Consider the following 23,878-nt stretch of genomic DNA (forward strand, 5'->3'; position numbering starts at 1 on the left):
GCGTGCTTCAGCCGCCGCTGAATGCCCCGAACAAACCACCGACCAGTCCTGAGAACAGCCCACCGACGGTGTCTGTAAGGAAGTTGCCAGATCCATCAGTCTCAACGGAATCGTCATCGCCGTTGTCGACAGGATCTCGACCTCCATCCGTAAGACCATCACAGCTGGCATCGCCTGGATTGGCGCCAACGCCCTGCACGACACATTCGTTTTCAATCGAAATCTGTCCGCTCAGGAACAGCCCCCGCATTTGTGCAATCATCTCGTCGAAGACCGCGCTGGAGCTGAATGGATCGGCACCTTTCTGGCCAGCGGACACGGGGTTGCCATGGGAACCTTCCAGGAACCGGGTAATGACCGGTCTAGAACCATCGTTAGCGGGACTGCCGGTATCAACGGCACCCATATATCTGGCGAGTGGATCGGTACCTGCCAGCGGCGCTGGCAGGCTCCTGATCTCAAAACCGCTATCCAATACCCGATTTAGCGGGCCTTGGTCGTACAGGTCACCATCAGCCGCGTTAGGGATAGTGCCGTCGTTCGGGCGGCCCGGGTCTCCCGGCATTCCCACAATTGACGTCAGCAAGGTAGCGTTGTTACCGGTCTGGGCGTATAGCGGTGCAAAGGCGACGGGATCTGTTGAGTCCAGCAACGCCTGAAACACGTTGAAATAGATATTCAGCTCTGTACGGCCCTGAGCCAGCACGCCTTTTGAAGCTTCTGCCAGGGTAGGCAGAAGCACAGGAGCTATGGTTTCCCGGGAGTTCTCGGCCAGCCGACTGAAGTGTCCGCCGGTATTGAACAAGACTGAGGCGACAATCGGGTTCAAGTCCGGATTGTCTTGCGCTGCCAGGTTGTTGATCACCGGGAAAGGCACTCCACTCATGCCACTGAGCGAGTGGCTGATAAAGTGCACGCGGCTGGTATCCATTCGAATCCCGTTGCTGCACTGGCCACGGTCATTGCAGTCGTTAATAGCGGTTTCAATAGCGGGTAACAGGGCGTTAACATGCAGCAGATCAAGCACGCCCTGGCGCATGTTGTCACGAGTATTGGCAAAGTTGGTGAAATTCAGGAACAGGCTGCCGGATTCCGGGTTGGGTACGGTGCTTGCGTCAACCGGGCTCATCGCTGGCCCTGCGGTGAAACCAAAGTGACGCTCTGTGGCATCGGGCGAGCTGCCTTCTTGTTCGGTAATCGCGACCATACCGGGACGGCCGTCACTCTGATCTGATGTTGCCGCCTGTCCGAAGACACCGTTCAAGGGCAAGTCAATGCCCACGGTGATAAAGCAATCTCCGCTGTTCTGGAGTGGCACACCCTCACTCAGACATAACAGACCCGCAGCAGTCGCCATCGGGAGAATGGCGGAGCGGTCTTGGGTAGCTGCGTGTTGATAGATGATGACCGGGAATTCGAGCGTGGGGTCAAGGTTTGAAATTTGGCTAGGATCAGGCGCGGCCACAATGATGGGAACTTTCACGTCACCCTGTTTTCGCGCAAAGGGGAAGCGGTAGCTGACACGATCAGATGTTGCTTGTGGCAAATTGGGATTGGAGCTGAAATCGGCCGGCAACCAGGAGCCAGTTTGCAATGGCGTGCCGTCGAATTCATCCGGCAGGGGCTGGTAGTAAGGCAGCGTGATTTCACCTTCGTAAACTCTTGGTGAAACCGTCACATCCGGAAGGATTGGAATCTCGAGTGCGACCTGTTCCAGCGCCGGGTTGATGTCGCCTCCGCGTTTCTCACTAAAAAAACGCACGGGCGATTCATTTCCACCCTGATGAGCTTTGGGGAGGTCCAGCAACTCTGCGGCCTCTTGTGCCAGCTGATCTGCCAGGCCAGATACGTCTGTCACAGCCTCAACCGCCTCCACGGCAGCCGTCTGCAAGGTATAGGCCAATTGACGGTTTGCCCCGCTAGACTCTACCAGGTCGCGGTAACGCACTGTCATGCCTGTGGCATTGGCATCTTCCAGAAGAGTGGCCAGTTCTTCGTTAAACAAACGGAAGTCTTCATCCGTCAGCAAACGGAACAGTTCCGAGTTGATCAGCTGGTCTTCTTGAGACACACCAGACAGAGCTTGCCCCGACACATTTAAGTTTCCTATGATCAGTTCTCTGATCACCGCCTGCTTGCGCTCGGTCAGCAGGTGCTGCCGGAACCAGGCAGCAGGCGCTGCATTCGCGAGTAAAACATCCTCTACCGCCGTAGTGGTGAAACTTATAGCAAAGGTGACGTCATCAAAGGTGGTGGCTTCTGCTTCTGGCCCTGCTTCCTGGCGCTTGAACTGGAAAAACTCGCTGGCCCAGGCCCGGGCCGGCAACACCGACATGCGCAAAGGCATTAACTGGGGATTGCCGAGCACAAAATCCGGATTGGATGCGGAGTTAAAACGGTTTTCTGCAACCAGGGGGTTGCCATTCCTATCGACAATTTCGTTGCCTAGCGCAACGGTGTACTTGGTTTTCGGGTTGAGCGGTAGCAGCGGCTGAATCCGGATGGCATTGTTGGGTGCGCCGCCGGGCTCACCGACCGGCCCCGAGAGATCAACAGTAATGATTTCGACCCTGAAACGCTCTTCCAGCAGCTGCTGGAAAATTTCATCCGCTTGCAGGTTACGGCCCTGCGTCCTCAGGCGTTTGGCCAGCCGGTAGCGGTCGATGTCGACAATTCCCGCCACCTCATCATTTTGAGGGAATACAGCATCGCCGGATGGAAAATCCATCTCCAAAATGAAAACGTTCTGATCCGGGTTGGGCACCACCTCACCGTCGATTTCAACGAAGTTGCGGGCGTCCAGTGTCTGGTTTGGGTCGAGGCTGTCGCTGATCTTGATATCGAACGGCGCGAGGATGGAATTACCGTCCACAAAACCCAAGCCGGTAGTGACCGGGTTGGTGGGGTCGGTGCCGTTGAGCATGGTGCCGTCCAACTCCGGGTTCAGGAAGAACAGCGGATCGCTGGGAAGCGGAAACGCGGTTTCCAGCGGCCGGAAGATCGGCCGGGTGCCTTCGGCAATAATGTTCGGGTTGCTGATATTGAAATTCGGATTGGCGTTTTTGTCAGTTTGCCCCCCGCTATCGAGGCAACCTGTTAGCGTTACGCCAGCCACTAATGACGTCAAAGCAGGCAATAGGTGTCTGTGTTTGAGAAGCATTTTATTCCCCGTTTTTTGTTTTTTGCGATCACCAACACTACGTAATTTATCGCATAGACATCCCTATTCAAACACACAATTGCACTTAAGTTGTAAAAAACTGAAAAACTTGTCTTCCCGGGACAGGTATACTGCTTCGTATAACTTAATTTCTATTGAACGGTTAAAACCCAAAGGATACAGTTCAGAGGGACTATTTCGTGGGGGGGGGGAGCCATGGAAAAATGGCAACACTGTCGAGTTTCAGGCTTCTTGCCTGTCGGAATCTATGATGGGAAGAAAAGAATTTTCCCGCGAAATCGACTACGCCCCAGAAGGCTACTTTCAGTGCCGGCGTGGTAACCACGCCCAACACCGTTTGACCGTATCTAACGCAATAGTAGCAAATTTTGGGGTCAGACCCCCGGACATTTGATGGGGCCAAATGTCTTGGGGTCTGACCCCAATTTCCAACCATAAATTTCACTTTAGTCGCGAAAACTGAAGACTTTTCTAAAAAAAACACTAACTCTGCGCATGTGTTTATTACAGACAATAGGAGCTATTGCGGTTTATTGATCAGGGCTCTGTGACTTGACAGCCTTGATGATCTCATCAATGGTCTTTAGGGCTTCGCCATAATCAAATTGTTCGAGATGTGCCTGCAGACTTTTGATGCGTTCGCCTTCCTGCGATCTACCAATTTGACCTTCCAAGGTGTTTATCAATTTTGCGGGAATGTATTGGTTCCCTTTTATGGACGCCCTCAGGGTCTGCAAAAATTCTGGCCCGAATACAATGTCTTCCCCAGTCTCTCTGACGAAAGACTCAGAAGGCGGCCCACTGGTTTTGATTAGGGAATCGGTTATCTCAATCAACAGTAACTCGAGCGATTGTTTCACCGCTGCCAATGCTGGTTGCCAAGATGTTTGGTCCGGCGTGGGCACTTTTGTTATGGAGTTCACAAGATCGTTCGCTCCAATATTGGCAGCACCTCCTTTGAGTTTGTGTAAAAGACTGCTTACAGCCTTGAGATCTTTCTCTTTCTCAGCAGTATTAACCATTCTTGACCAGTCAGCAAAATCATTACGAAATGCTCTGATGCATGCGGTGTAGAGTTCTTTTCTGTCACCGAATCTGTGTTTTACCAAAACCGGATCAATCGACTCGGGGAGCTGCTCCGAGCTAGCGTCTGGATTGCTGACTGTGATTAATGATGGGTGATCGGCATGTGGAGAGGGCTCTCCGTTAGCAGTCGAATTCGAAACTGTAATGTGTCTGACAAGTATGGAAGCCATCTCCACGACGTCAATCGGTTTGGAAATATGGTCGACCATGCCAGCTTCGCGGGCCCTTTCCTTGTCACTGTCCGTTACCGCAGCAGTCATTGCAATAATGGGAAGGTTTTCGATTGCAGGCAGTTGTCGAATCAACCTGGCCGTCTGGATGCCATCCAAGTTGGGTATCTGAATATCCATGAGAACGCAATCAAACGCTTGTTCCGACAGTTTGTTAATAGCCTCGTTACCATCGTTAGCTATCGCTACCTGCATGCCTAATTGGGAGAGGAATTCCTCAGCAATGAGTTGATTGTTCTTTACATCTTCAACAACAAGTATTCTTGCACCACGACAAGGTCGAGCAATATCAATTGCTGCCGCAAGCGAGTCACGATGAGATTGTATGCCCACGCCATCTGGATGCTCAGTGTCGAATGCTTCAAAAAGCCGCCCGGGGGTCGGTGGCGAGTAGATAAAACGAGGTTTAAATTCTCCGTAACAGCGTCCCAGAATATCATCACTGTATGACTTGTGGATAAGGATTATGTTTTGACTGTTAACCGGGTTTGCTTCGTTCCAGGCTTTCAGAAAGCGTAAAACAACTTCAACCGCGTTACGCTGACCAAAATCTGCCAGCAAATAATCAAAGCTTTCGTCCCCCTGCTCTAACAACAGCTTGGCCTCCCTCACATTTCTACAAAATGTAACAGATGCAGACCACTCCCGTAGGAATTTTCCAAGTATATTTCCCTGACCTACGTTATCGCATAGCATCAAGACTGAGCAGGGTTTCAATCTCCAAGCAGATATCAATGACGCTTCTTGCCCAAGGGCCAGAGTCAATCCGAAAGAAATGTAAGTACCCCGCCTCTGATAACTGTGTATCTCCAACCTGCTATCAAAAAGGGAAAGTAAATAATTGCAGATCGAGAGCCCCAGACCGCTGCCCCCAAACTCTTTACACATTCCCTCATGACCTTGAACGAATGGAGCAGTCACAACGTCGATTTGTTCCTGGCTCATTCCAATGCCAGTATCACGCACAGAGAAATTTACAAATACAGAGCCATTTGAGGGAGTATCAGCAGATACTTGAAGAACAACCGAACCTCGATGTGTAAATTTAATCGCATTACTGACCAGGTTCGACAAGACCTGGCCCAACCGAAAACTGTCTCCAACCATCGTGTCAGGCAAGTTTGGATCAACGTCTAAAACAAACTCTAAGCCCTTCTGGTGCGCCAGTGGAGCAAAAAGATCAACCGCCTTGCGAAGCACATCTTCGAGCTCGAATGCTTTAATCGAAAGGTTGACCTTGCCAGCCTCTAGTTTCGAAAATTCAAGAATATCGTCCAAAACATTCAGCAAGCCACTTGCAGACTCGTGAGCCGTTTTGACCAGTTGGACTTGACGATTGTCTCGGGAGGAGCGCTCAAGCAGCGTCAGCAAACCAAGCACAGCGTTCATCGGCGTACGAATTTCGTGACTCATGTTCGCAAGAAAATCAGCCTTTGACCTTGTTGCTGCCAAGGCACGCTCATTAGCAATTTCCAGAGCCTGCTGCGTTTCAGTCATTTCTGTCACATCCCTGCAGACTCCAGTGAGGCATATGACATTTCCGTCATCGTCACATTGCGCTCCAGCAACCAATTGAAGCCATCGAACCTCTTCACCTAGCATTATTCGATAGCTGCATTCGACACCAATATCACTGGACTTAGCCCGATCTACTGCCTGCTGCACTAATTTACTGTCTTCAGGATGAATAATTTTTAACCAGCTCTCGAAGTTACCACTTAACTCTCCGAGAGCAATGTTGTGAAGCCTGTGGCTCCACAAATCCAAGCTCAGGTAGCCCTTGACTGTATCTAGCTCCCATATCCCAAATTTCGCCACATAGGCAGCAAAGTCAATACGCCTCTGGGCTTCTATCAGCCCGTTCTTAAACTGCCCTTCTTCTGAAATGTCACGCACGCTGACCACAGCGGCTCGACCTTGAGCCGAATCAAAGAAACCACGCCTGACAGAGACCTCCCGATTTTCGCCATCCGCAAGTTTGGCATAGACCCTGTGCTCCGGTTCCGCTGTTAAAGCTCCTGGGGGTGTAGGTATCAGATCTTCAAGTTTTTTCCCTACTATTTGATTGCCATAGCCGAAATAGGTTTGAGCAGTCGCGTTTGCCCGGAGTATGTTACCGTCATCATCAACCGTCAAAACTGAGTCTGGTGCTGTTTCCAGTAAAAGATCAACTGCCTTCTTAGAATCATCTAAACACACCAATAGATTATTCATGCGTCGCAGAAGGAGTAAGAAAATACAGCAAAGAATCATCATGGGAATAAAAAGATATGAACCCATGAGAATGGCCTTCCTAACAGACCCTATATTCCGCTGTAATTCCTGTTCAGAATTCGAATATTGGTCTTGGAGTGCTAGCTCAAGCTTTTCTAAAAGCTGGAAAATCTCAACCTCATCAATTTTAAAAGTCTGGTCAACAAGTTCCGTTGCCCAGCCTTCATCACTTAACTGTTTTATCAACTCGAAATCCGTACGGTTTTCGGTAATTAGAATACTGATACGATTAACAATATCGAGTATATCAGGGTCTTTTATGAGTCGCTTCAACCGGCTTTCAACAAGCGCGAGCAGTCGGAATGTGTATTGCAGCCGTTCTTGATGTGACGTGTCGCGGTGCTGTACGAAGGCGTTGTAATGATGAATCAGGCCCCCGTGGCCCATTACCTGGCGCAACGTGAGCGCAGCTTTCATCATTTCGACCATTTCTTCGCGTTGTTGAAGGGTTTCCCGGAGCTCCCTTTTCGCATCGAGGACTTTCCAACCCCAAAAAGCACCGAGTAAAGAGACCGCAATAACAGAAAAAACTGTTATCAGGATATATTTTCTTTGCGTGTTCACGTTTTTTTGATGCCCACGATCTGGTACCTTCAATTAGAGAAGGGTCACAATGCGCTAAATAGTCACATTTTATGGTCCTGCTGTATCAGTTTATGATCAATTGCAAACCTAACAATATCTGCATCTGTTCTGAGCCCTGTTTTAAATCTAATACGCGCTTTATAAGTGCTGACTGTTTTCGCACTCAGGCAGAGCTGCTCCGCTATACCGTTCACGCTTTTACCCTCAGCCAGCAAAAGCAGGATTTGGTGCTCCCGATCCGATAATCGCATCATAGCGTCATCAACATTTTCCACTTTTGACTGCAGTGCACCCGCCATAAGTGTCGCAACGTCTGGAGTAATAAACAGATCGCCTACTGAGACGCGTCTGATCGCATTCACTAATGTTCCGGCAGCATCCTCTTTACATAAATAAGCTGACGCTCCGGCTTTGATGCATCTCACAGCGTACATCTCCTCCTTGAAAGTGCTCAGCACTATAATGGGGGTGTTGCGAAACTCTTGCTTAAGTTGCCTGAGTAATTCCAATCCGCTTCTGCCGGGCATATTGAGGTCCATTAACACGACATCAAAGTCACTCTCTCGTAGGGCATGAATCAGCGCAGCACCATTACCAACTTGCGCACTGAGCTCCATATCTTGCTCTGCTTGCAAGAGATGTTTCATACCCTCGCGAATTAATTCGTGGTCATCAGCAATGATTACTCTAATAGTCATAAACTTAATTTTCCAGAGGCCAAAATATCTTAACGGTAGTGCCCTGATCAGCACGTCCCTCGATTCTAAGATCTCCTCCAAAAGCCGCCACTCGCTCCCGCATTCCGATCAAGCCAAGAGAGTTCTTTCCGCTGGAACGGTCAGAATAATTAAAGCCTCTGCCATTATCCTCGACAATAATGAAAATATTTTTCTCCTCTAAATCGACATTAACTCTCACAAGTGTCGCTTCCGCATGTTTGGCAATATTAGTCAGACACTCCTGAATTACCCGGAAGACTGTCGTTGCTTGGTCTTCATTCAACCCGTCTGGTTCAGGCAAATTTAATGTCGACTTGCACTCTATTCCAGTACTTCGGCTAAATCCAGAAAAGTGATTTTCTAGGGCAGCACCCAGCCCCAAAACATCAAGCATGCCAGGTCTTAGGTTTTCTGATATCGCTCTGGCAGTTTCAGAGGCCTGGCAAATAAACGATGTAGTACTTTCCAAAACCGTCACGAGAGCATGATGCTCCTCAGGTATAATATCCATCATTCGCCGCAGTTCTATTTTTGCCAAACTCAATGTCTGACCCAATTCATCGTGTATTTCCCGGGCAATACGTTTACGCTCTTGCTCACGCACGGTTTGCAAATGTAAGGCAAGAGCACGTAATTCATGTTTCGACGCTATTAAATCTGCTTCAATTCGCCTTCGTTCCACGATTTCCGCAGTTAATTGTTTTGTACGTGTCTCAACCTGTTGCTCGAGTTGTGTCTGAAGTGAGTGAATTTTGAGGTGGATACCAACCTTCAACAATATTTCGTCTTGCTGGTAAGGTTTACTGAGAAAGTCTGCAGCGCCAGCCCGTAGTCCCTTAATGCGAGTTTCTGAATCAGTGTGCACTGACTGAAAAATAACGGGAATCTCGACAAATTCTTCACGGCTTTTGATCGTCCGGCAAAGATCAATACCGCTGATATCAGGCATACTAACGTCAAGCAGCACCAAATCAGGTTTCAGCGTCTCGAGTAGCGAAAGGGCCTCAGCCCCGCTTCGTGCACAGATAACGCGATGCCCCTCAGAAGACAGCAATTCCGCCAGCCAAATCAACGAGGAGCGGGAATCGTCAACGACCAGTATTTCAGAACTCATGCTTAGAGTATCGTCAGTCACTGCCTGGCACCTAAGAACGTCTGCGGCAGACGGATTTTAGGTGGTTAACGACTAATTCAGGCAAATCATCCAAAGAAGCGATGGTATCGACTGCGCCCGACTCAATCGCTACTCTTGGCATTCCGAATATCACGCAGCTATTTTCATCTTGCGCGAAAGTTTGCGCTCCATTTTCATGCATATTCAAGAGCCCGCTGGCACCATCTCGCCCCATGCCCGTTAAAATCACCCCAGTTGAGGCACTCCCACATGACTGCGCGACACTATCGAACAGAACGTCGACTGAAGGTTTGTGTCGACTTACGGGGGGAGCGTCGGAGAGCCGACAAATAAAATTGATGCCGGAACGCTCAATTTCAAGATGAAGCCCACCTGGAGCTATATAAACGTATCCAGGAATTATCTTATCGCCGTCTTTAGCCTCGCAAACCGATAATTGACAGAGACGATCTAGCCTTGCAGAGAATGTCCTAGTAAACCCCGCTGGCATATGTTGGGTAATGACAATGCCTGGCATTTCGGGGGGCAATGCTTCTAAAAACGCCCTGATTGCTTCGGTTCCGCCGGTTGAAGCACCAATAGCCAAAATGTGTCTAGACTGGTCACCTTTCAGTCCCCTAGGTACGCTTCTGGCTTTTACATTTGCCCGCCCTTTGCGTCTAAGGGCCGGTCCCGCGGCGGCGGCCGCACGAATTTTTTCAAGCAACTCCTCGCAATAACCTGCAATTCCCTCGGAAACATCAATTTTGGGCTTGGTTAAAAAATCTACCGCACCCAATTCCAACGCCCTCAACGTTGCATCAGCCCCCTGCTCTGTAAGAGTTGACACCATAATTACAGGAGTCGGGCGCGCTTTCATTAACAGTTCCAGGAATGAAAGACCATCCATGCGTGGCATTTCAATGTCTAATGTTATGACATCCGGAGCATATTTGTTGACAAAATCTCTGGCTTGGTAAGCATCCTCGGCTAAACCGGCTAATTTAAATCCCGGTGCCGTTGAGATCATCTCTCCGAGCAACTGCCGGATCAAAGCCGAGTCGTCTACTACTAACACGGATATTGTCATAGTCTAGCGCTTAGCCTCTCATGTGAATAATTCGATTGTACCTGCGGGATCCTCCCGGGACACACGCTCGCAAAGTTTTTTCTCACGAGTATTTAACTCGGTGTTATTACTGAATCTGATCTTCTTTACTAAAACTTCTCCAGTATCTGGGAAAAAACAAACCTTGCGCGGAAAGGCGTCTCTTAAATCGCTGGCTAAAATCGGAATGCTCTCATTGATAAGATACTGTTCAACAAACTCAGCATTGCGATGACCTACATCGATGGAAGCGATTCCGGGAATCACATGCCCCCCACCAAACACTTTCGCTTGCAGCCTCTGACGGGAGGCTCCCATTGACAACAGTTTGTTAATCAGCAGTTCCATGGCAAATGCGCCATAACGGGCAGATGCACTATCGTTAACGCGATGGCAGTCCGGAAGCAGGAAATGATTCATGCCACCGATGCCATTTTCGGGGTCTCTGATACACGCGGAAACACAAGAACCAAGAACTGTTACAATCATTTCGCGACGCGAGGTGGCATAGTATTCCCCCGGTAATACCTTTGTAACAGGACCATCAAATTGATGATCGAAATAATGCTTGCGGGCTAAATGTAAACTTGCATTCACCGTTGCTCGTCTCTCACAACACGATAAGTCGTTTTTCCAACGAGACGAATCATCTCGGTGGCATACGTGAAGTTCTCAGAGTGCCCCGCAACGTATAGCCCACCCTCGGAAAGCAGCGGAATCATTTTTTCAACGATGCGTTTTTGGGTTGGCTTGTCGAAATAGATCATAACATTCCTGCAAAAGATCAAATCATAGGGCGGTTCAAGCGGCCAGTCTTTGTCCAGGAGATTAAGCGTAGCGAATTTCACAATCTGTTGAACTTCAGGCCGAACCTTAATGAAACCAGAATTGTGGCCATTCCCTCTTAGAAAAAAGGATTTAAGTCGTTGCTCACTAATCGACGAAGCGCGATTCAATGGGTACACTGCTTTCCTGGCTGTTGCCAGTACCTGACTGTCAATATCGGTAGCAAATATCTTGACTGGTGGCCTTGGACCGAGAGCCTCGATAGCCGACATTGCCATTGAATAAGGCTCCTCCCCCGTGCTGGCAGCAGCACACCAAAGATTAAACCGTTTACCCGGTTTTGCGTTACTTCTGAGAAAGTCGGCCAGAATCTCGAAGTGATGTGATTCTCTAAAAAACGAGGTAAGGTTTGTGGTCAGTGCGTTTATGAACTCCTCTTGCTCCCCCTCGTTACCATCGAGGTACTTTAGATATGCCTCGAAAGATTTAACGCCAACTGCCCTCAGCCGCCGAGCCATGCGGCTGTATACCAATTGATTCTTACTTTTAGAGAGATTAATGCCAGCGGCTGCATGCAGCCGCTGGCGAATCGCTTCAAAATCGGAATCGGTATACTCAAATTCCCGGCTGGCTTTAGCCGCTGCGCCACTGTTCATAGTGACTCGACCCTCTTGAAAGCTCAAAAAGATTCCCAATCCGATTCCGCATCAGACTGCGAAGTTTTTGGCTGACTTGATGCTTTAAGTTTAGATGATTTTTCTGAATGTTCCGCTTTTTTAGCACCTACATGCTGCGGGTAACTAGCCTCCGGAGACCGTTTCATGTTCATAGACGCAGAAGCTCCGTTACTTTTCATTGCATTTGATGCAGAAACCCTTAATGACGTATCTGCATCACTCAGGCGGAAAGCGCTCAAGCTGGCGGTTAACCCCTCCGCCTGGGCCTGAAGACTCTCTGATGCTGCGGCAGCCTCTTCCACCAAAGCCGCATTTTGCTGCGTCATCTCGTCCATCTGATTTACAGCAGTATTTACCTCCTCAATACCACTTGCCTGTTCAACGGAAGCAGCGGCAATCTCAGCCATCATTTCAGTCACTCGTTTGATCGACGTCACGATTTCTTGCATGGTCTCTCCAGACTTGTTTACAAGATGATTACCGCTTTCAATCCGGCTGACGGAGTCTGAAATAAGTTGCTTGATATCTTTTGCAGCATCGGCACTCTGCTGAGCCAGAGTTCGCACTTCTGAAGCGACAACGGCAAAACCTCGGCCCTGTTCGCCCGCCCGAGCGGCCTCTACAGCCGCATTAAGGGCCAGGATATTAGTCTGGAACGCAATGCCGTCGATTACACCGATGATGTCACTGATTTTTTGCGCAGATTCGTTGATGGAGCCCATTGTTTCCACAACCTGAAGAATCAACTCCCCACCATCAGATGCAATTCCGGAGGCTTGCTCAGCAAGAACATTGGCTTGTTTGGCATTATCCGTGTTCGTTTTTACGGTTGAGGTAAGCTCTTCCATACTGGAAGCCGTTTCCTCAAGATTTGCAGCCTGTTCTTCTGTGCGTGTGGAAAGATCTGTATTGCCTATGGCAATTTCCGAGGACGACGCATAGATAGTATCGGCAGCATTCCTTACTTCACCGATCATCTCGGTCAGGCTCTCGGTTGTTTTGTTGCAGTAATCTTTAAGCTCCAGGAAAATTCCACTGTAATCTTCCGTCACACGTTCTGTCAGATTACCTTCAGAAACCGCCTCCAAAACCCTCGCAATATCTTTTAGCCCCCGATTCGTAGTTTCGGTAAGTTTGTTGAGTCCCTCAGCCATTTCGAGGAAAAAGCCGTCTTTGTCTTCCGTCGACAATTTCGAACTGAAATCACCTTCAGCAGCTGCCTTAACAAGGCCGGTAATTTCGTTAGCCGCCGTCAATTCCGCAATCCGGTTAGTCCACTCAACGACAGTACCCAATCGAGTCTTGTCCTCACCGAAAATCGGGTTAGCGACCAATCCGAAGACCTGAGTTCCAATCTTGATTTGTGCTGTATGAGTTCCTTCAAGACGGTTCAGCATGGCCATTTGATGGCTAGGGTCTTTGTGGAACCGATCAATACTTGCGTTGAGGATGGTATCGACGTGAAAATCAGGCAGATCTTTCCTTATTTCTGATTCTGCCTTGCGTAGCATTTCCTCAACGGAGGCATTCATGTACACAACGTCTCTGTTTTCGTCTGCAATCATTAAATTTGTGGTGCAATTGTCGATTGCCTGGCGAATTCGCTTATTCTCAACAGCCAGTTTTTCAGCTTTAATTTCAAGTGTGCGGTCTTTCCACTCAACAACAGTACCCAACCGTTGGCCATCTTCTGAAAAAATGGGAGTGGCCACCAATCCAAAGGTGTTGGCCCCCAGTCGAATGTCTGTGTAGTGAGTATCTTTGAGAGCATCCAGCATGCTGATTTGATGCCGTGGGTCTTTATGGAAGCGATCGATACTGCCGTTTAAAATGCCATCGGCTGAAAAGCTCGGAAGATCCTTTCTGATCTCGTTCTCGCAACTGCGCAACATTTCGGTTACGGCTCGATTCATGTAAACGACTTTGCGATCCGCGTCAGCGATCATAATGTTGGTCGTTGCACATTCTACAGCTTGCTTCAGCCTGGCTGAGGCCTCTGCCCCCGCGTCAAACGATTGCAAAAATGTTTTCAGGCTCTGCAGCCTTTCCATGAGGGTTAGAGTTCCCCCCCCTGCTTTACCAGTTGGATCCGGACCAAGGTCTTTGACCACTGACAATAACTGTTCAGGCTCCGCGCCCAAAGGCGAGAGAGTTCGACGAATTACTATAGAGGCAACCGACACACCGGCAAATCCCGTAATTAACACAAGACCTGCAAGCGTTTGACTTAAACCAGCCGTCTCAGCCCAAAGTAAGCCTCCGAGACTTAGCACCACGGCCAACACCAGAGGAACAATGGCTACAACATAAATAAAGCGCGATTGATTCATTTTAAAAACTCCAATAAAAAGTCGACGCAACCATCAAACAGATTGACCATACGCTATCCTGTTCCATACACGGGGGATCGACACTTTGCTCCCCCTGTATATGCCAATCATCGTTAGTTTTCATCACTAACCTCCTTCTCCGAGTCAACCAAGCTAAGTTCGTTGCTTGACACAAGCGCCTCAATATCTACCAGGATGATCATTTTATTTTGAAGCTTTGCTAAACCTACGAGAAATCGACTATCAAATGCGACGCCAAACTCAGGTGGTGGCCGCCTTTCCTGCTCTGAAAGTGATACAACATCTGAGACCGCGTCTACGACAATTCCGACCAGGCGGTCATGGATTTGGATTACGATAACAATGGTGAATTCGTCATAGCGCGCCTCGCCAACACCAAACTTGATTCGAAGGTCTACAATCGGAACGATTTCCCCTCTTAAATTGATAACGCCTTTTATAAATGAGGGGGCATTAGCAATACGGGTAACAGCTTCATAACCTCGGATTTCTTTTACAGACATAATGTCAAGCGCATACTGTTCCTCGCCCAAAGAAAACGTAAGGTACTCTTGGACATCTGTTCGAGATGCGGAATCTTCCTTCGCCTCTAGCAGATCTTTATCAGCATTCATAATGATTCCTCCGCCGGTATTTTTATGGCATCAGCTAGCGACTCGACGTCTAAAATTAATGCAACACTGCCATCCCCCATAATGGTAGCCCCTGACGTTCCAGGTACTCTTCGGTAATGCTGCTCAAGACTTTTTATAACTACTTGCTGCTGCCCAACCAAATCGTCGACTAGAAGCCCATATCGACGTTTACTGGTTTCAACCAAAACAACAATGCCATTGGATGGGTCTAAATGTTTTGGAGGAGTGTCCATAACTTCATGGAGCGGCAACAATGGCCAGAACTCCTCGCGCACATGCAAAAGATAAGACCCTGCGAGAGAACGCAAACTATCTTTAGGTGGCTGCATAGATTCAACGATACTTACCAACGGAATAATAAAGGTCTGGTCACCGACGGATACTCCCATGCCATCCACAATGGCAAGCGTGAGCGGCAACTGGATAGTAAACGTTGATCCAACGCCCTCAACACTGGCAATTTCAACTCTGCCGCCGAGTTTCTGAATATTCCGGCGTACAACATCCATGCCGACTCCACGACCAGAAACATCGGTTACCTGCTCAGCTGTCGAAAATCCTGGCTGGAAAATCAAGTTCCAAATATCTTGATCCGAGGCATCTTCGTTAAACAGCAAGTTGTTTTCACGAGCTTTAGCAAGGATTCGATTTTTACTGAGCCCTGCGCCATCATCGCTTATCGCAATCAGGATATTACCGCCGCTTTGTGAAGCGCTTATTTTTATCTGACCGCGAGAGGGCTTCCCTTTTGCGAGTCGGACATCAGGTGTTTCGATGCCATGATCAATACTATTTCTGACCAAATGCGTAAGCGGGTCTACAAGCTGCTCTATCAGACTCTTATCCAATTCTGTGTGGGCACCATCAAGAACCAGGTCCACTTCTTTTTCCATTTTGCTAGCAAGGTCCCTAACCACGCGTGGAAATCGATTGAAAACAAGCGAAACAGGAATCATACGAATTGACATAACAGATTCTTGAATTTCACGCGTGTTGCGCTCCAATTCGTCAAGAACCGCGGTCATTTTCGAAGCATCCAATGCGACTGGATCATCACTCAAGACTTTTAGCATTGACTGAGTGATAACCAGTTCCCCGACAAGATTGATCAACCCATCCACTTTGTCTGTATCTACTCGAATGGTGCTGGATTCATGTGCTGCGGTGTTTTTGACAGGCTTCTGCGCGACACTGCTCTTATCTACACTTTGAACAGTGATATTTTCACTAGGATCCGAAGCCGGCTCCAATGCCGGTATATCATCAAAAAAACCATATGCCTCTTGATTCTCATTGTCGGAACTAGTCTCAGACTCCGAAACGTTCACAGGGCCCTGGAGAATTTTTTCGAAAGAGAGGATTGAATCTCTTACAGACTCATTGTCTATCTGGGTTTTTGACCTATAGCTGGAGACAAGGTCGCGAAGAACGTCGACGCCCGAAAGCAAGGAATCAACAAGCTCAGGCGTTAAAACTCGCTCGCGCTTCCGAGCTTGATCAAGCAAGTTCTCCATAACATGCGTGACGTCGGTCAACGCTGTGAATCCAAAAGTTCCGCTACCACCTTTTATGCTGTGCGCAGCCCTAAAAATGCTATTAATGTCCTCAGGGTCTGGTTGACTTTGTTCAAGATCAAGAGCCATAAGCATATGTTCCATATTGTCAATATGCTCAACGCTCTCCTCGAAGAAAACACCATGAAACTGCTCTAAATCAATACTCACGCCATTTCCCTCGTTTATCAGGGCATCACTTTGGCAGCAACTTCAAGTAACTTTGCTGGATCGAACGGCTTAACCAGCCAACCGGTTGCGCCAGCGGCCTTACCCTTGTTTTTCATTTCTTCACCGGCCTCCGTCGTCAAAACCAAAATTGGCGTTCTGGCAAACGATGACATTCCTCGCAAGCTTTTAATCAAGGTTATGCCGTCCATGCGGGGCATATTCTGGTCCGTAAACACACAGTCAAAGCGACCGTTCTGACATAGATTCAGAGCGTCTTGGCCATCATTAGCTGTAGTAACCTGATATCCACCCGACTTGAGTGTATGTTCAACCATTTGCCTTATGGATGCAGAGTCATCCACGATCAATACATGTTTAGCCATTTCCAAACCTCTCTGGCTTACAGATGAAAACTAGAAAAGGTCGACTTCGCCACTGTTCATGGATTGCTGAGTGACCGGACTGTAACGAAATTGTGTGAGTGCTTCGCGTGTTTCTGATAAAGTTTCGAAAGAACCATCTGTTTGTTGCGCAAAGCCCGCTGAAAGCCGACCTAAAATCTGCAGACGTTCCCGCATATAGTCAACTAGTTGGGTGTTCATATCTTCGAACTGCAACCCTCGTACTGCTTTGGCAGACGCTTCGACAAGCTGTTCAGAGGTGTCATTAATTTTTTGAGTAAGACGCTGATCCCTGGCCGAAAGTAAACGCAAGTCTGAAATAGACTGTTCAGCCTTATATTTCGCATTCTCCATTGCGTCGGTGTCCTGTTCGGCAACCAAACGTATATAATCACTAAGTTCAGTAATTGACAATCGCATGTTATTCAGTTTAGTGCGTATATCTTTGCTAAAATCACTTGATCTTGCCGATAATGACCGCACTTCGTCCGCTACAACTGCAAATCCTCGACCATGTTCACCTGCTCGAGCAGCTTCAATAGCGGCGTTTAAGGCAAGTAAATTCGTCTGGACGGCCAGCTGGTCCATTTCTTCCAAGGCACTTATGACTAGTGGCATTTGTTCGCTAACGCCCTCAGATTTCTTAACCAAAGAAACTAAGTTACTACCAATTTGAAGGGTATTATCAATGAGCAAATCTAGAGTGCCTGTGGTTGCCACTGAAAATTCCTCAAACGTAGTCGCCCGCCCGTCATCACCGAGTATCTCTTGCAATGCATCCTTTTGAACCTTTAAAATCTCGTGAATCTCAGCGAACGAGGCTTGAAGTAGTTGTGTACCGTCCGACACCACACTCTTTAAATTGGCCAGTTGTTCCTGATGAAGCTCAAACTCTGTGAGTTGCAAGCTACCGAACTCAACCATGAGCGTCCGCTGCTGGTTGTCTCGGCTAGCACATTCACCGTCATCGGAGGTTAAAAGAGAAGCCCTTTGGACATCAATCAGCCAAAGCACTGCTGGAACAGCAGCCGTAATAACAATGGCGAACCATTCCGAGGTGAGAACATGGATAACAAAACCGCTGGCGAACGCGATTAAAAAGGCACCGATTGCTTTTGCAAAAGAAACATTAGCTGTGGCCATCGATTCCTCCACGCCCTCAAAAGTTTGTACACATTCAAAACCCCAGGAAACGATCAAAAAATCAAACTACACATAACACTTATAGAATGAATCATAATCGGAATAGTGCACATAGGAACAACGCTTAAAATAGTTGTAGGGATTTTCTTACAACGGATCACAATTTGAAGTATCTTCAGAATCTTTTTACTTAAAATTTTCGTAATTCTCAGCAAAAAAAGAACCCGAATTAATGATAAAAACCAAAAACTGTATGGTCAAAAAAAAGAGGCCAATAAAAAGCCTCTAAAAATATAAGTGATAACAAACATTCGATAAATTTATAATATCACTATAATTCCAAATTAATACAATCCGAAAACATGAAATTTATAAAATAATATATCCGTCTCGATCTCTTTTAATCCTGGAGATACCGGGAGTTTCACGCTCCAATTTGTCAATGACCGATTGAATCTCAATTACTGAGTCTTTAGAATTTGAATCGTCTGCAATCAAAGACTTCAAATCCAAATAGGAATTATGAAGCTTAGCAGCATTATGTATGACAGACATGATAACCTTATCATCCCATGGTTTAGTTAAGTAGCGAAAAACACCTGCAGAATTAATCGCCCTAATCAATCCATCAGGATCAGTAAAAGCGGACAATATAATTCGAGGCGTACTTGGTGCTATAATTCTAGCTAAAAGTAAAAAATCTACGCCATTTATCTCCGGCATTCGATAATCGGATATAATAACGTCCACAGTGTTATGCCTTAAGAAGCACAAGCATTTGGTAGGGTTAGTAAATGAATTACAGTCAATCTGATGAGACCTGAGTAATCGCGATAAAGCTTTCAGTACTGAATTATCATCATCCAGGCACACGACTTTAACCTTTTTGTCCATACTATGATCCCTCTACAGAACTGACTTCCGAAAGAACATGGGCCATTAGGTTTATAGAGTCTAGTTCACACATCTGCCTAAGTTTATGAATGTTCTGTTCAGAAAGATAATTACCACTTGAAATTAGGAGTACACCTCGGTCTGTCACAAGATCACGTACCAATTTCATTCCTGGTCGAAGATCCTTAACGCTCAGAACAAGTTCGCTTCGAACGGAGTCAATTTTTCCGAGACTTAGTCCCAGAAGCGCATCTACAACCGCTGGGTCAAACTTTTTAGATTTATTTTGAATCAAAAAATTCTTTGCGTCATCGACAGACATTGGCGAAGTTCTGAGAAATTCAGTTTGAAGACCTACAAACCATCTACAAACGCATAAAATTCTTGAACCAATAGGAATTGAAGCACCAGATAAACGATCAGGGTACCCGCTTCCATCAAAGAGTTCGTTATGGTGCCTTATGATTAACGCCGCTGGCTCCAAGACCTTCACCGGTGACAAAGCCATTTGGCCAAGGAGTGGGTACTGGCGATATTCATCAAGATCTCGATTGGTGAGACGCACCTCGGATCTCGATAACACATCTTCAGAAAGGCTAAGCTTACCAACCTCATGCAAGAGCGCCGCGTAATAGATGTGTTTGGCATCAGCACCGGTGATACCTAACGAGTTGCACACGGATTCGCATAGGAGTGCCACTTCCTGGGAACATCCTTTGATCATATGGCTTTGACTACTAATAAAATATGAAAACACTTTAACAAAATTGCCATAACTATGATCAAGCTGTTTAAAAGCCCTACGAAGCATTTTAGTTCGATCTTCAACCCTTTTTTCCAAAGTGGCGTTGAGCTCTTTCAATCTCTTGGCTTGTTGTTTTGTCTTGATATTCAGCATTTTATGCTCTTGCCTTAACACTGAAAGCTCAAGAGCAGCCTCAATTTCTCCTAAAAATTCTTTCTCATCCCAGGGTTTCTTCAAAAATTTGCTAATTCCACCATCATTGAGAGCGTTAACTATTGCGTCAATATCTGAATGTCCGGTTAACAAAAACCGATTTACGTCCGGGTATTTTTCATGAACCTTAGCCAAAAATACATCCCCCGTCATCTCGGGCATCCTCATGTCAGATACAACAAGATGAATTGGGGTATTTTCGAGTAATGACAGTGCCTCTTCACCGCTAGTACAGAAAAAAGTTTGATATGGTTTTTTTCGAGTTAATCTTCGTATCGATTCTAAAATTGATATTTCATCATCTAAAAATAAGACACCACACTCTGAAAGATTCATATTGATAACTCCAAGATTTTCTCAGCAGGTTTGTCTATAGAACGAATAGCTCTTGTTTGCAATTAATATAGCTTCACTCGCAACACCGATATCAAGTCCTAAATTAATATTAGAGGAAAAATTTAGCCTCAAAGGTAAATTACGAAAGTCAACTGATCCAGTTTGATTTGCAAAAATTCGTGAATAAACAATGAGCAAACGCTTTCCAGTGGCAATAGAATCCAATTTCGGGCAAACCAAACTGTCCAATGTACTAATTATAGGCTGAGGAAAACGCCAATTTTTAACAATTAATAAGCTAAGTTCAGGAATTTTAAAACCAATAACGTCATCAATAGCTGATATATCTTCTCCACAGACCAACAACTCTGTTATTGAATCATATTTTCTATTTTCAGATACTGCCAAAACAACTATCAATCCAATGTCATAAAAAAGTGATCCTAGAAATATTACATCTGGTTCACTTATGGTTGATTTTGATAATTCTTTGGCAATGTACGATGCCAATATTTCTCTATCCCAAAACTGCTTTATTAACTCCCGTCTTTCAATTGGAACTGTTTCTAAAAACCCCTTAATTGAATGGGACAAGACCAAGCATTTAACATTTTGTGTTCCGATAAGCATGATTGCTTGTTTAATTGAACAAACATTATTTTCAAACCCAAAAAAAGGACTATTTGCGACCCTCAAAATTGCTGACGAGAGTGAAGGATTTTTGATAACAAAATGTTCCAGGATTTCATATTGATCAGTATTTTTTTCGAGTGCACAAATGAGCGATAAAACGTCCGGATCAAGCTGGGGGAGCGCCTGCTCATATTTATCATAAAATTCGCTCACTGTTGACATGAAGCCTCCTCAACTTGTATTAAGACAATACCCTCAATTCCTTTATCAGCAGATAAATTAATTGCCCTAAAACGTAATTTGCCTTTTTTAGTATCAAGCGACGCAAATTCAATAGTTTTTTTTGTTCGCGCCTCTTCTATCAAAGAAACGAGTTCATAATGAGGATATTCAGCAATATAATCACCTAGGGAAATCTCAAACAAGCTTTTAGAATAATTATTTTGGAAAACAATCAAACCGCTGGTATCAACTGCAAAAACAGCAAATGGTAAAACATCAATCAATGCATAACTAATTTGTGATGCTTTGAGATGATGTTTTCCAAGACGGGATTCTTCTGACAAACGTTGAGACAATTCCCTGTTGGCTTTCTGAAGTTCCATGGTTAACGTTTTATTGTTTTCTTTGAGCCGAAAAATCTCAAAAGCTTCGCTAATATTTCTTATAAGCTTTTCGTCATCCCAAGGCTTTGTCAAAAATTTAAACACTGCTCCATCATTTATTGCAGACGTTACACTCTCCAGCTCAGTGTATCCACTCATGATTATTCGTATGCAATTTGGTCTGATCTTCTTTATCTCACTCAACATATCAGAACCAAGCATCCCAGGCATGCGCTGATCGGAGAGTACTACCGAAATCTCATTTGTGCGTACATACTCCAAAGCATCTATAGGAGATAAAAAGCCAACAACTTCATAGTCTTCTTTTCTGAACAACCTTTCTAACGACTTAATTATATGCTCTTCATCATCAACGATAACAAGTTTCTTTATCATTATGAATCTCCGTTATTTCGAGCTTTAGGTATAGTTAAAATGAACTTTGAACCCTCACCCCTGGTACTTTCAACCTCAATTCGGCCATTGTGCCGATTGACAACAATGTCATAAGTAATGTTCATACCCAGACCAGTACCTTGGCCAACTTTCTTCGTTGTAAAAAACGGATCAAAGATTTTCCTTACAGTGTCGTCAGACATTCCAATACCATTGTCAGAAAAAACTATTTTAACGTTATTTTCGTCTGAGAAACCTGTGATCTCAATTTTTCCTGGACGCTGTGCGTCGTTGACAGCGTGTACTGCATTTATAACGAGATTTGAAAATACTTGTGTCATGGGTCCATAAAGAATTTCCGCAGTGCAATCATCAGAAAAGCTAGTTATGACCTTGAAGTTATATTTTAATTCGTTATTCAAAAGCCTCAACGTCTTTTTAACAAGATGCTGAATGTCGTGCGATTCAAATGAATCGCTCGGATCGTCAGCGCGTGAAAAGTCTTTTAAACTTTGAACGATATCCTTTACTCTTTCGCCACCCTCTTCGCAATCGCTTATGAGAATAGGTATATCTTTGGCAATATATTCAAACTCTTCTTCATCAAATTCAAAACTACCACTCTGTCTCGATGAATCTTTATTTTCTAATTCAACGCGCAGGATGTTAATCATTTTTATTAATTCACTGGAATATTCAGATAATCTATTAATATTGCTTAGTATAAATCCCAACGGATTATTTATTTCATGGGCAACACCTGCTGCAAGCTGTCCAATCGATGCTAATTTTTCCTGTTGACTAAGAACTTCTCTTGTTTTTTTAATCTCTTCCATCGACTGGCTTAACGCATCGTTCGTCCGAGAAAGCTCTTCTTGATTTTTCAAAAGCGTTTTTCTAGTATTTTGTTCTTTTCTCAATGCCCGAAATAAAGATTTCTTAGAACGTTCAAGCGCTTTAGCCCTGTATTGAATTTTATCGAGCAACAATTTTCCACCATTCACAAACATTTCATGAACAACGTAAAAGGAATGGTAAGAAAAGAGCAGAATAAAAGTAACTAAGCCTAAGGCCATCACGTTTGCATACTCTGATGCAACTCTCAATTGATCAATCGATATCTTTCTGTCATTAACTAATTTCGAAGATAATTCAGTATGCAATGACTTTATATTTTGAATTTTTTTTACAGCTTCATTTATCGTTTCTTTTAATGAATTTCTTTCGTTTTCAATATAGGAGTGCAAATCAAGAAGTTTATCATCCTCATATACAAGCTGTTTAATTTCAGATTTCGTATTTTTTAATAAAACAATTTCATCACTTAGCCCGGTTATTCTTTCGATATCTCGATTTCGATCTATCCATAGTAACGAATCATCAATTGCTTTGATCATATCCGAAATGACAATCCGGAAACTATCTTCGGGCATTGTATAATCAGCAGCCTCAAGAGATTGCTCCGCCCATAATAAAACCGCATCAGCCTGGTTAAGGGTAGCCACTGACGCCGAAATCAATTTCTCATCAGCGTTAGTATATGAATGTTCGATCATATTTATAATAGATTGACCCGCCTTATTCAAAGATTCGGATATTAAATCTCGATTTTTTTCAAATAGTATTACGAGTTCATCGTATTTTTGTGCTTTTTCTTCTATTGCAACCAGAGTTGTATCGATAGATTTTATTTCGTGATCATACTCGTAATATGGGCCAAAAGCATGGTTAAGACTCTCTCTATTCTCAAATCTCAAAAAGCTTTCATCAGTTTTGAATTCAAACGAACTATTCTTTAAATTAAAGTACATCCGATCAATTTGATTCTGAAGTGCTGACAAATTAAAATCGAATTTATTTAACTTTTCTACTTCTAACGACTTTTCAAGAATCTCTTTATTCGTTACTTCGTTACCATAATATGTTAGGGCGAAATATACCATTATTACTGCGGCTATAAAAACTAAGTTCACGGCTAAAATTTTTCGAATCTGACGCTCATTCCTAACTGCGAACAATTCCGTACTCATTTTCTACCTCGC

Annotated in this window: 17 protein-coding genes; all 17 read right to left on the bottom strand. The window is 45.4% G+C overall.

Annotated features, from left to right (window positions below; all coding sequences use genetic code 11):
• Positions 1-7: 7 nt before the first annotated feature.
• The 17 genes from ACTZWX_RS14035 to ACTZWX_RS14115 all read right to left on the bottom strand — a co-directional run bounded on the left by ACTZWX_RS14035 (position 8) and on the right by ACTZWX_RS14115 (position 23,866).
• Positions 8-3,160, bottom strand: coding sequence for an Ig-like domain-containing protein (locus tag ACTZWX_RS14035; RefSeq protein ID WP_444714468.1), 3,153 nt, complete (start codon positions 3,158-3,160; stop codon positions 8-10).
• A gap of 551 nt (positions 3,161-3,711) precedes the next feature.
• Positions 3,712-7,335 carry a response regulator gene (locus ACTZWX_RS14040; RefSeq protein ID WP_444714469.1) on the bottom strand — a complete coding sequence of 1,208 codons (3,624 nt, stop codon included), beginning with the start codon at positions 7,333-7,335 and terminating at the stop codon, positions 3,712-3,714.
• Between the two features lie 62 nt (positions 7,336-7,397).
• Positions 7,398-8,054 (bottom strand): response regulator, encoded by a 657-nt coding sequence (locus ACTZWX_RS14045; protein ID WP_444714470.1) that lies wholly within the window; start codon positions 8,052-8,054, stop codon positions 7,398-7,400.
• A 4-nt stretch (positions 8,055-8,058) separates the two neighbouring features.
• Positions 8,059-9,210, bottom strand: coding sequence for an ATP-binding response regulator (locus tag ACTZWX_RS14050; RefSeq protein ID WP_444714471.1), 1,152 nt, complete (start codon positions 9,208-9,210; stop codon positions 8,059-8,061).
• Between the two features lie 10 nt (positions 9,211-9,220).
• Entirely contained in the window at positions 9,221-10,279 is a 1,059-nt protein-coding gene (locus ACTZWX_RS14055; RefSeq protein WP_444714472.1) for a protein-glutamate methylesterase/protein-glutamine glutaminase, read from the bottom strand.
• A gap of 18 nt (positions 10,280-10,297) precedes the next feature.
• Positions 10,298-10,894, bottom strand: coding sequence for a chemoreceptor glutamine deamidase CheD (gene cheD / locus ACTZWX_RS14060; protein WP_444714473.1), 597 nt, complete (start codon positions 10,892-10,894; stop codon positions 10,298-10,300).
• The gene (locus ACTZWX_RS14065; protein WP_444714474.1) at positions 10,891-11,739 is read right to left on the bottom strand and encodes a CheR family methyltransferase; all 849 of its coding nucleotides are present in this window, start codon (positions 11,737-11,739) and stop codon (positions 10,891-10,893) included. Before ACTZWX_RS14065 ends, cheD begins: the two co-directional genes overlap by 4 nt.
• Positions 11,740-11,762: 23 nt before the next feature.
• The gene (locus tag ACTZWX_RS14070) at positions 11,763-14,090 is read right to left on the bottom strand and encodes a methyl-accepting chemotaxis protein (protein ID WP_444714475.1); all 2,328 of its coding nucleotides are present in this window, start codon (positions 14,088-14,090) and stop codon (positions 11,763-11,765) included.
• A 113-nt stretch (positions 14,091-14,203) separates the two neighbouring features.
• The gene (locus ACTZWX_RS14075; RefSeq protein ID WP_444714476.1) at positions 14,204-14,725 is read right to left on the bottom strand and encodes a chemotaxis protein CheW; all 522 of its coding nucleotides are present in this window, start codon (positions 14,723-14,725) and stop codon (positions 14,204-14,206) included.
• Positions 14,722-16,470, bottom strand: coding sequence for a chemotaxis protein CheA (locus ACTZWX_RS14080; RefSeq protein WP_444714477.1), 1,749 nt, complete (start codon positions 16,468-16,470; stop codon positions 14,722-14,724). The genes ACTZWX_RS14075 and ACTZWX_RS14080 overlap by 4 nt, the downstream gene beginning before the upstream one ends.
• A gap of 17 nt (positions 16,471-16,487) precedes the next feature.
• A complete protein-coding gene (locus ACTZWX_RS14085) occupies positions 16,488-16,853 on the bottom strand; it encodes a response regulator (protein ID WP_444714478.1) in 366 nt (121 codons plus the stop codon).
• Positions 16,854-16,883: 30 nt separating this feature from the next.
• On the bottom strand, positions 16,884-18,014 hold the full coding sequence (locus ACTZWX_RS14090) for a methyl-accepting chemotaxis protein (protein WP_444714479.1): 1,131 nt from the start codon (positions 18,012-18,014) through the stop codon (positions 16,884-16,886).
• 369 nt (positions 18,015-18,383) lie between these two features.
• Positions 18,384-18,908, bottom strand: a complete 525-nt coding sequence (locus ACTZWX_RS14095) for a response regulator (RefSeq protein WP_444714480.1) — start codon at positions 18,906-18,908, stop codon at positions 18,384-18,386.
• 1 nt (position 18,909) lies between these two features.
• Positions 18,910-20,202, bottom strand: coding sequence for an HD domain-containing phosphohydrolase (locus ACTZWX_RS14100; RefSeq protein WP_444714481.1), 1,293 nt, complete (start codon positions 20,200-20,202; stop codon positions 18,910-18,912).
• A 21-nt stretch (positions 20,203-20,223) separates the two neighbouring features.
• Positions 20,224-21,057: an HDOD domain-containing protein gene (locus ACTZWX_RS14105; RefSeq protein ID WP_444714482.1), complete on the bottom strand. Its 834-nt coding sequence runs from the start codon at positions 21,055-21,057 to the stop codon at positions 20,224-20,226.
• Entirely contained in the window at positions 21,045-21,836 is a 792-nt protein-coding gene (locus ACTZWX_RS14110) for a response regulator (protein ID WP_444714483.1), read from the bottom strand. Before ACTZWX_RS14110 ends, ACTZWX_RS14105 begins: the two co-directional genes overlap by 13 nt.
• Positions 21,836-23,866, bottom strand: a complete 2,031-nt coding sequence (locus ACTZWX_RS14115; protein WP_444714484.1) for a sensor histidine kinase — start codon at positions 23,864-23,866, stop codon at positions 21,836-21,838. Before ACTZWX_RS14115 ends, ACTZWX_RS14110 begins: the two co-directional genes overlap by 1 nt.
• Positions 23,867-23,878 lie beyond the last annotated feature (12 nt).

This window comes from Marinobacter sp. NSM, from assembly GCF_052380025.1.
GTDB lineage: Bacteria > Pseudomonadota > Gammaproteobacteria > Pseudomonadales > Oleiphilaceae > Marinobacter.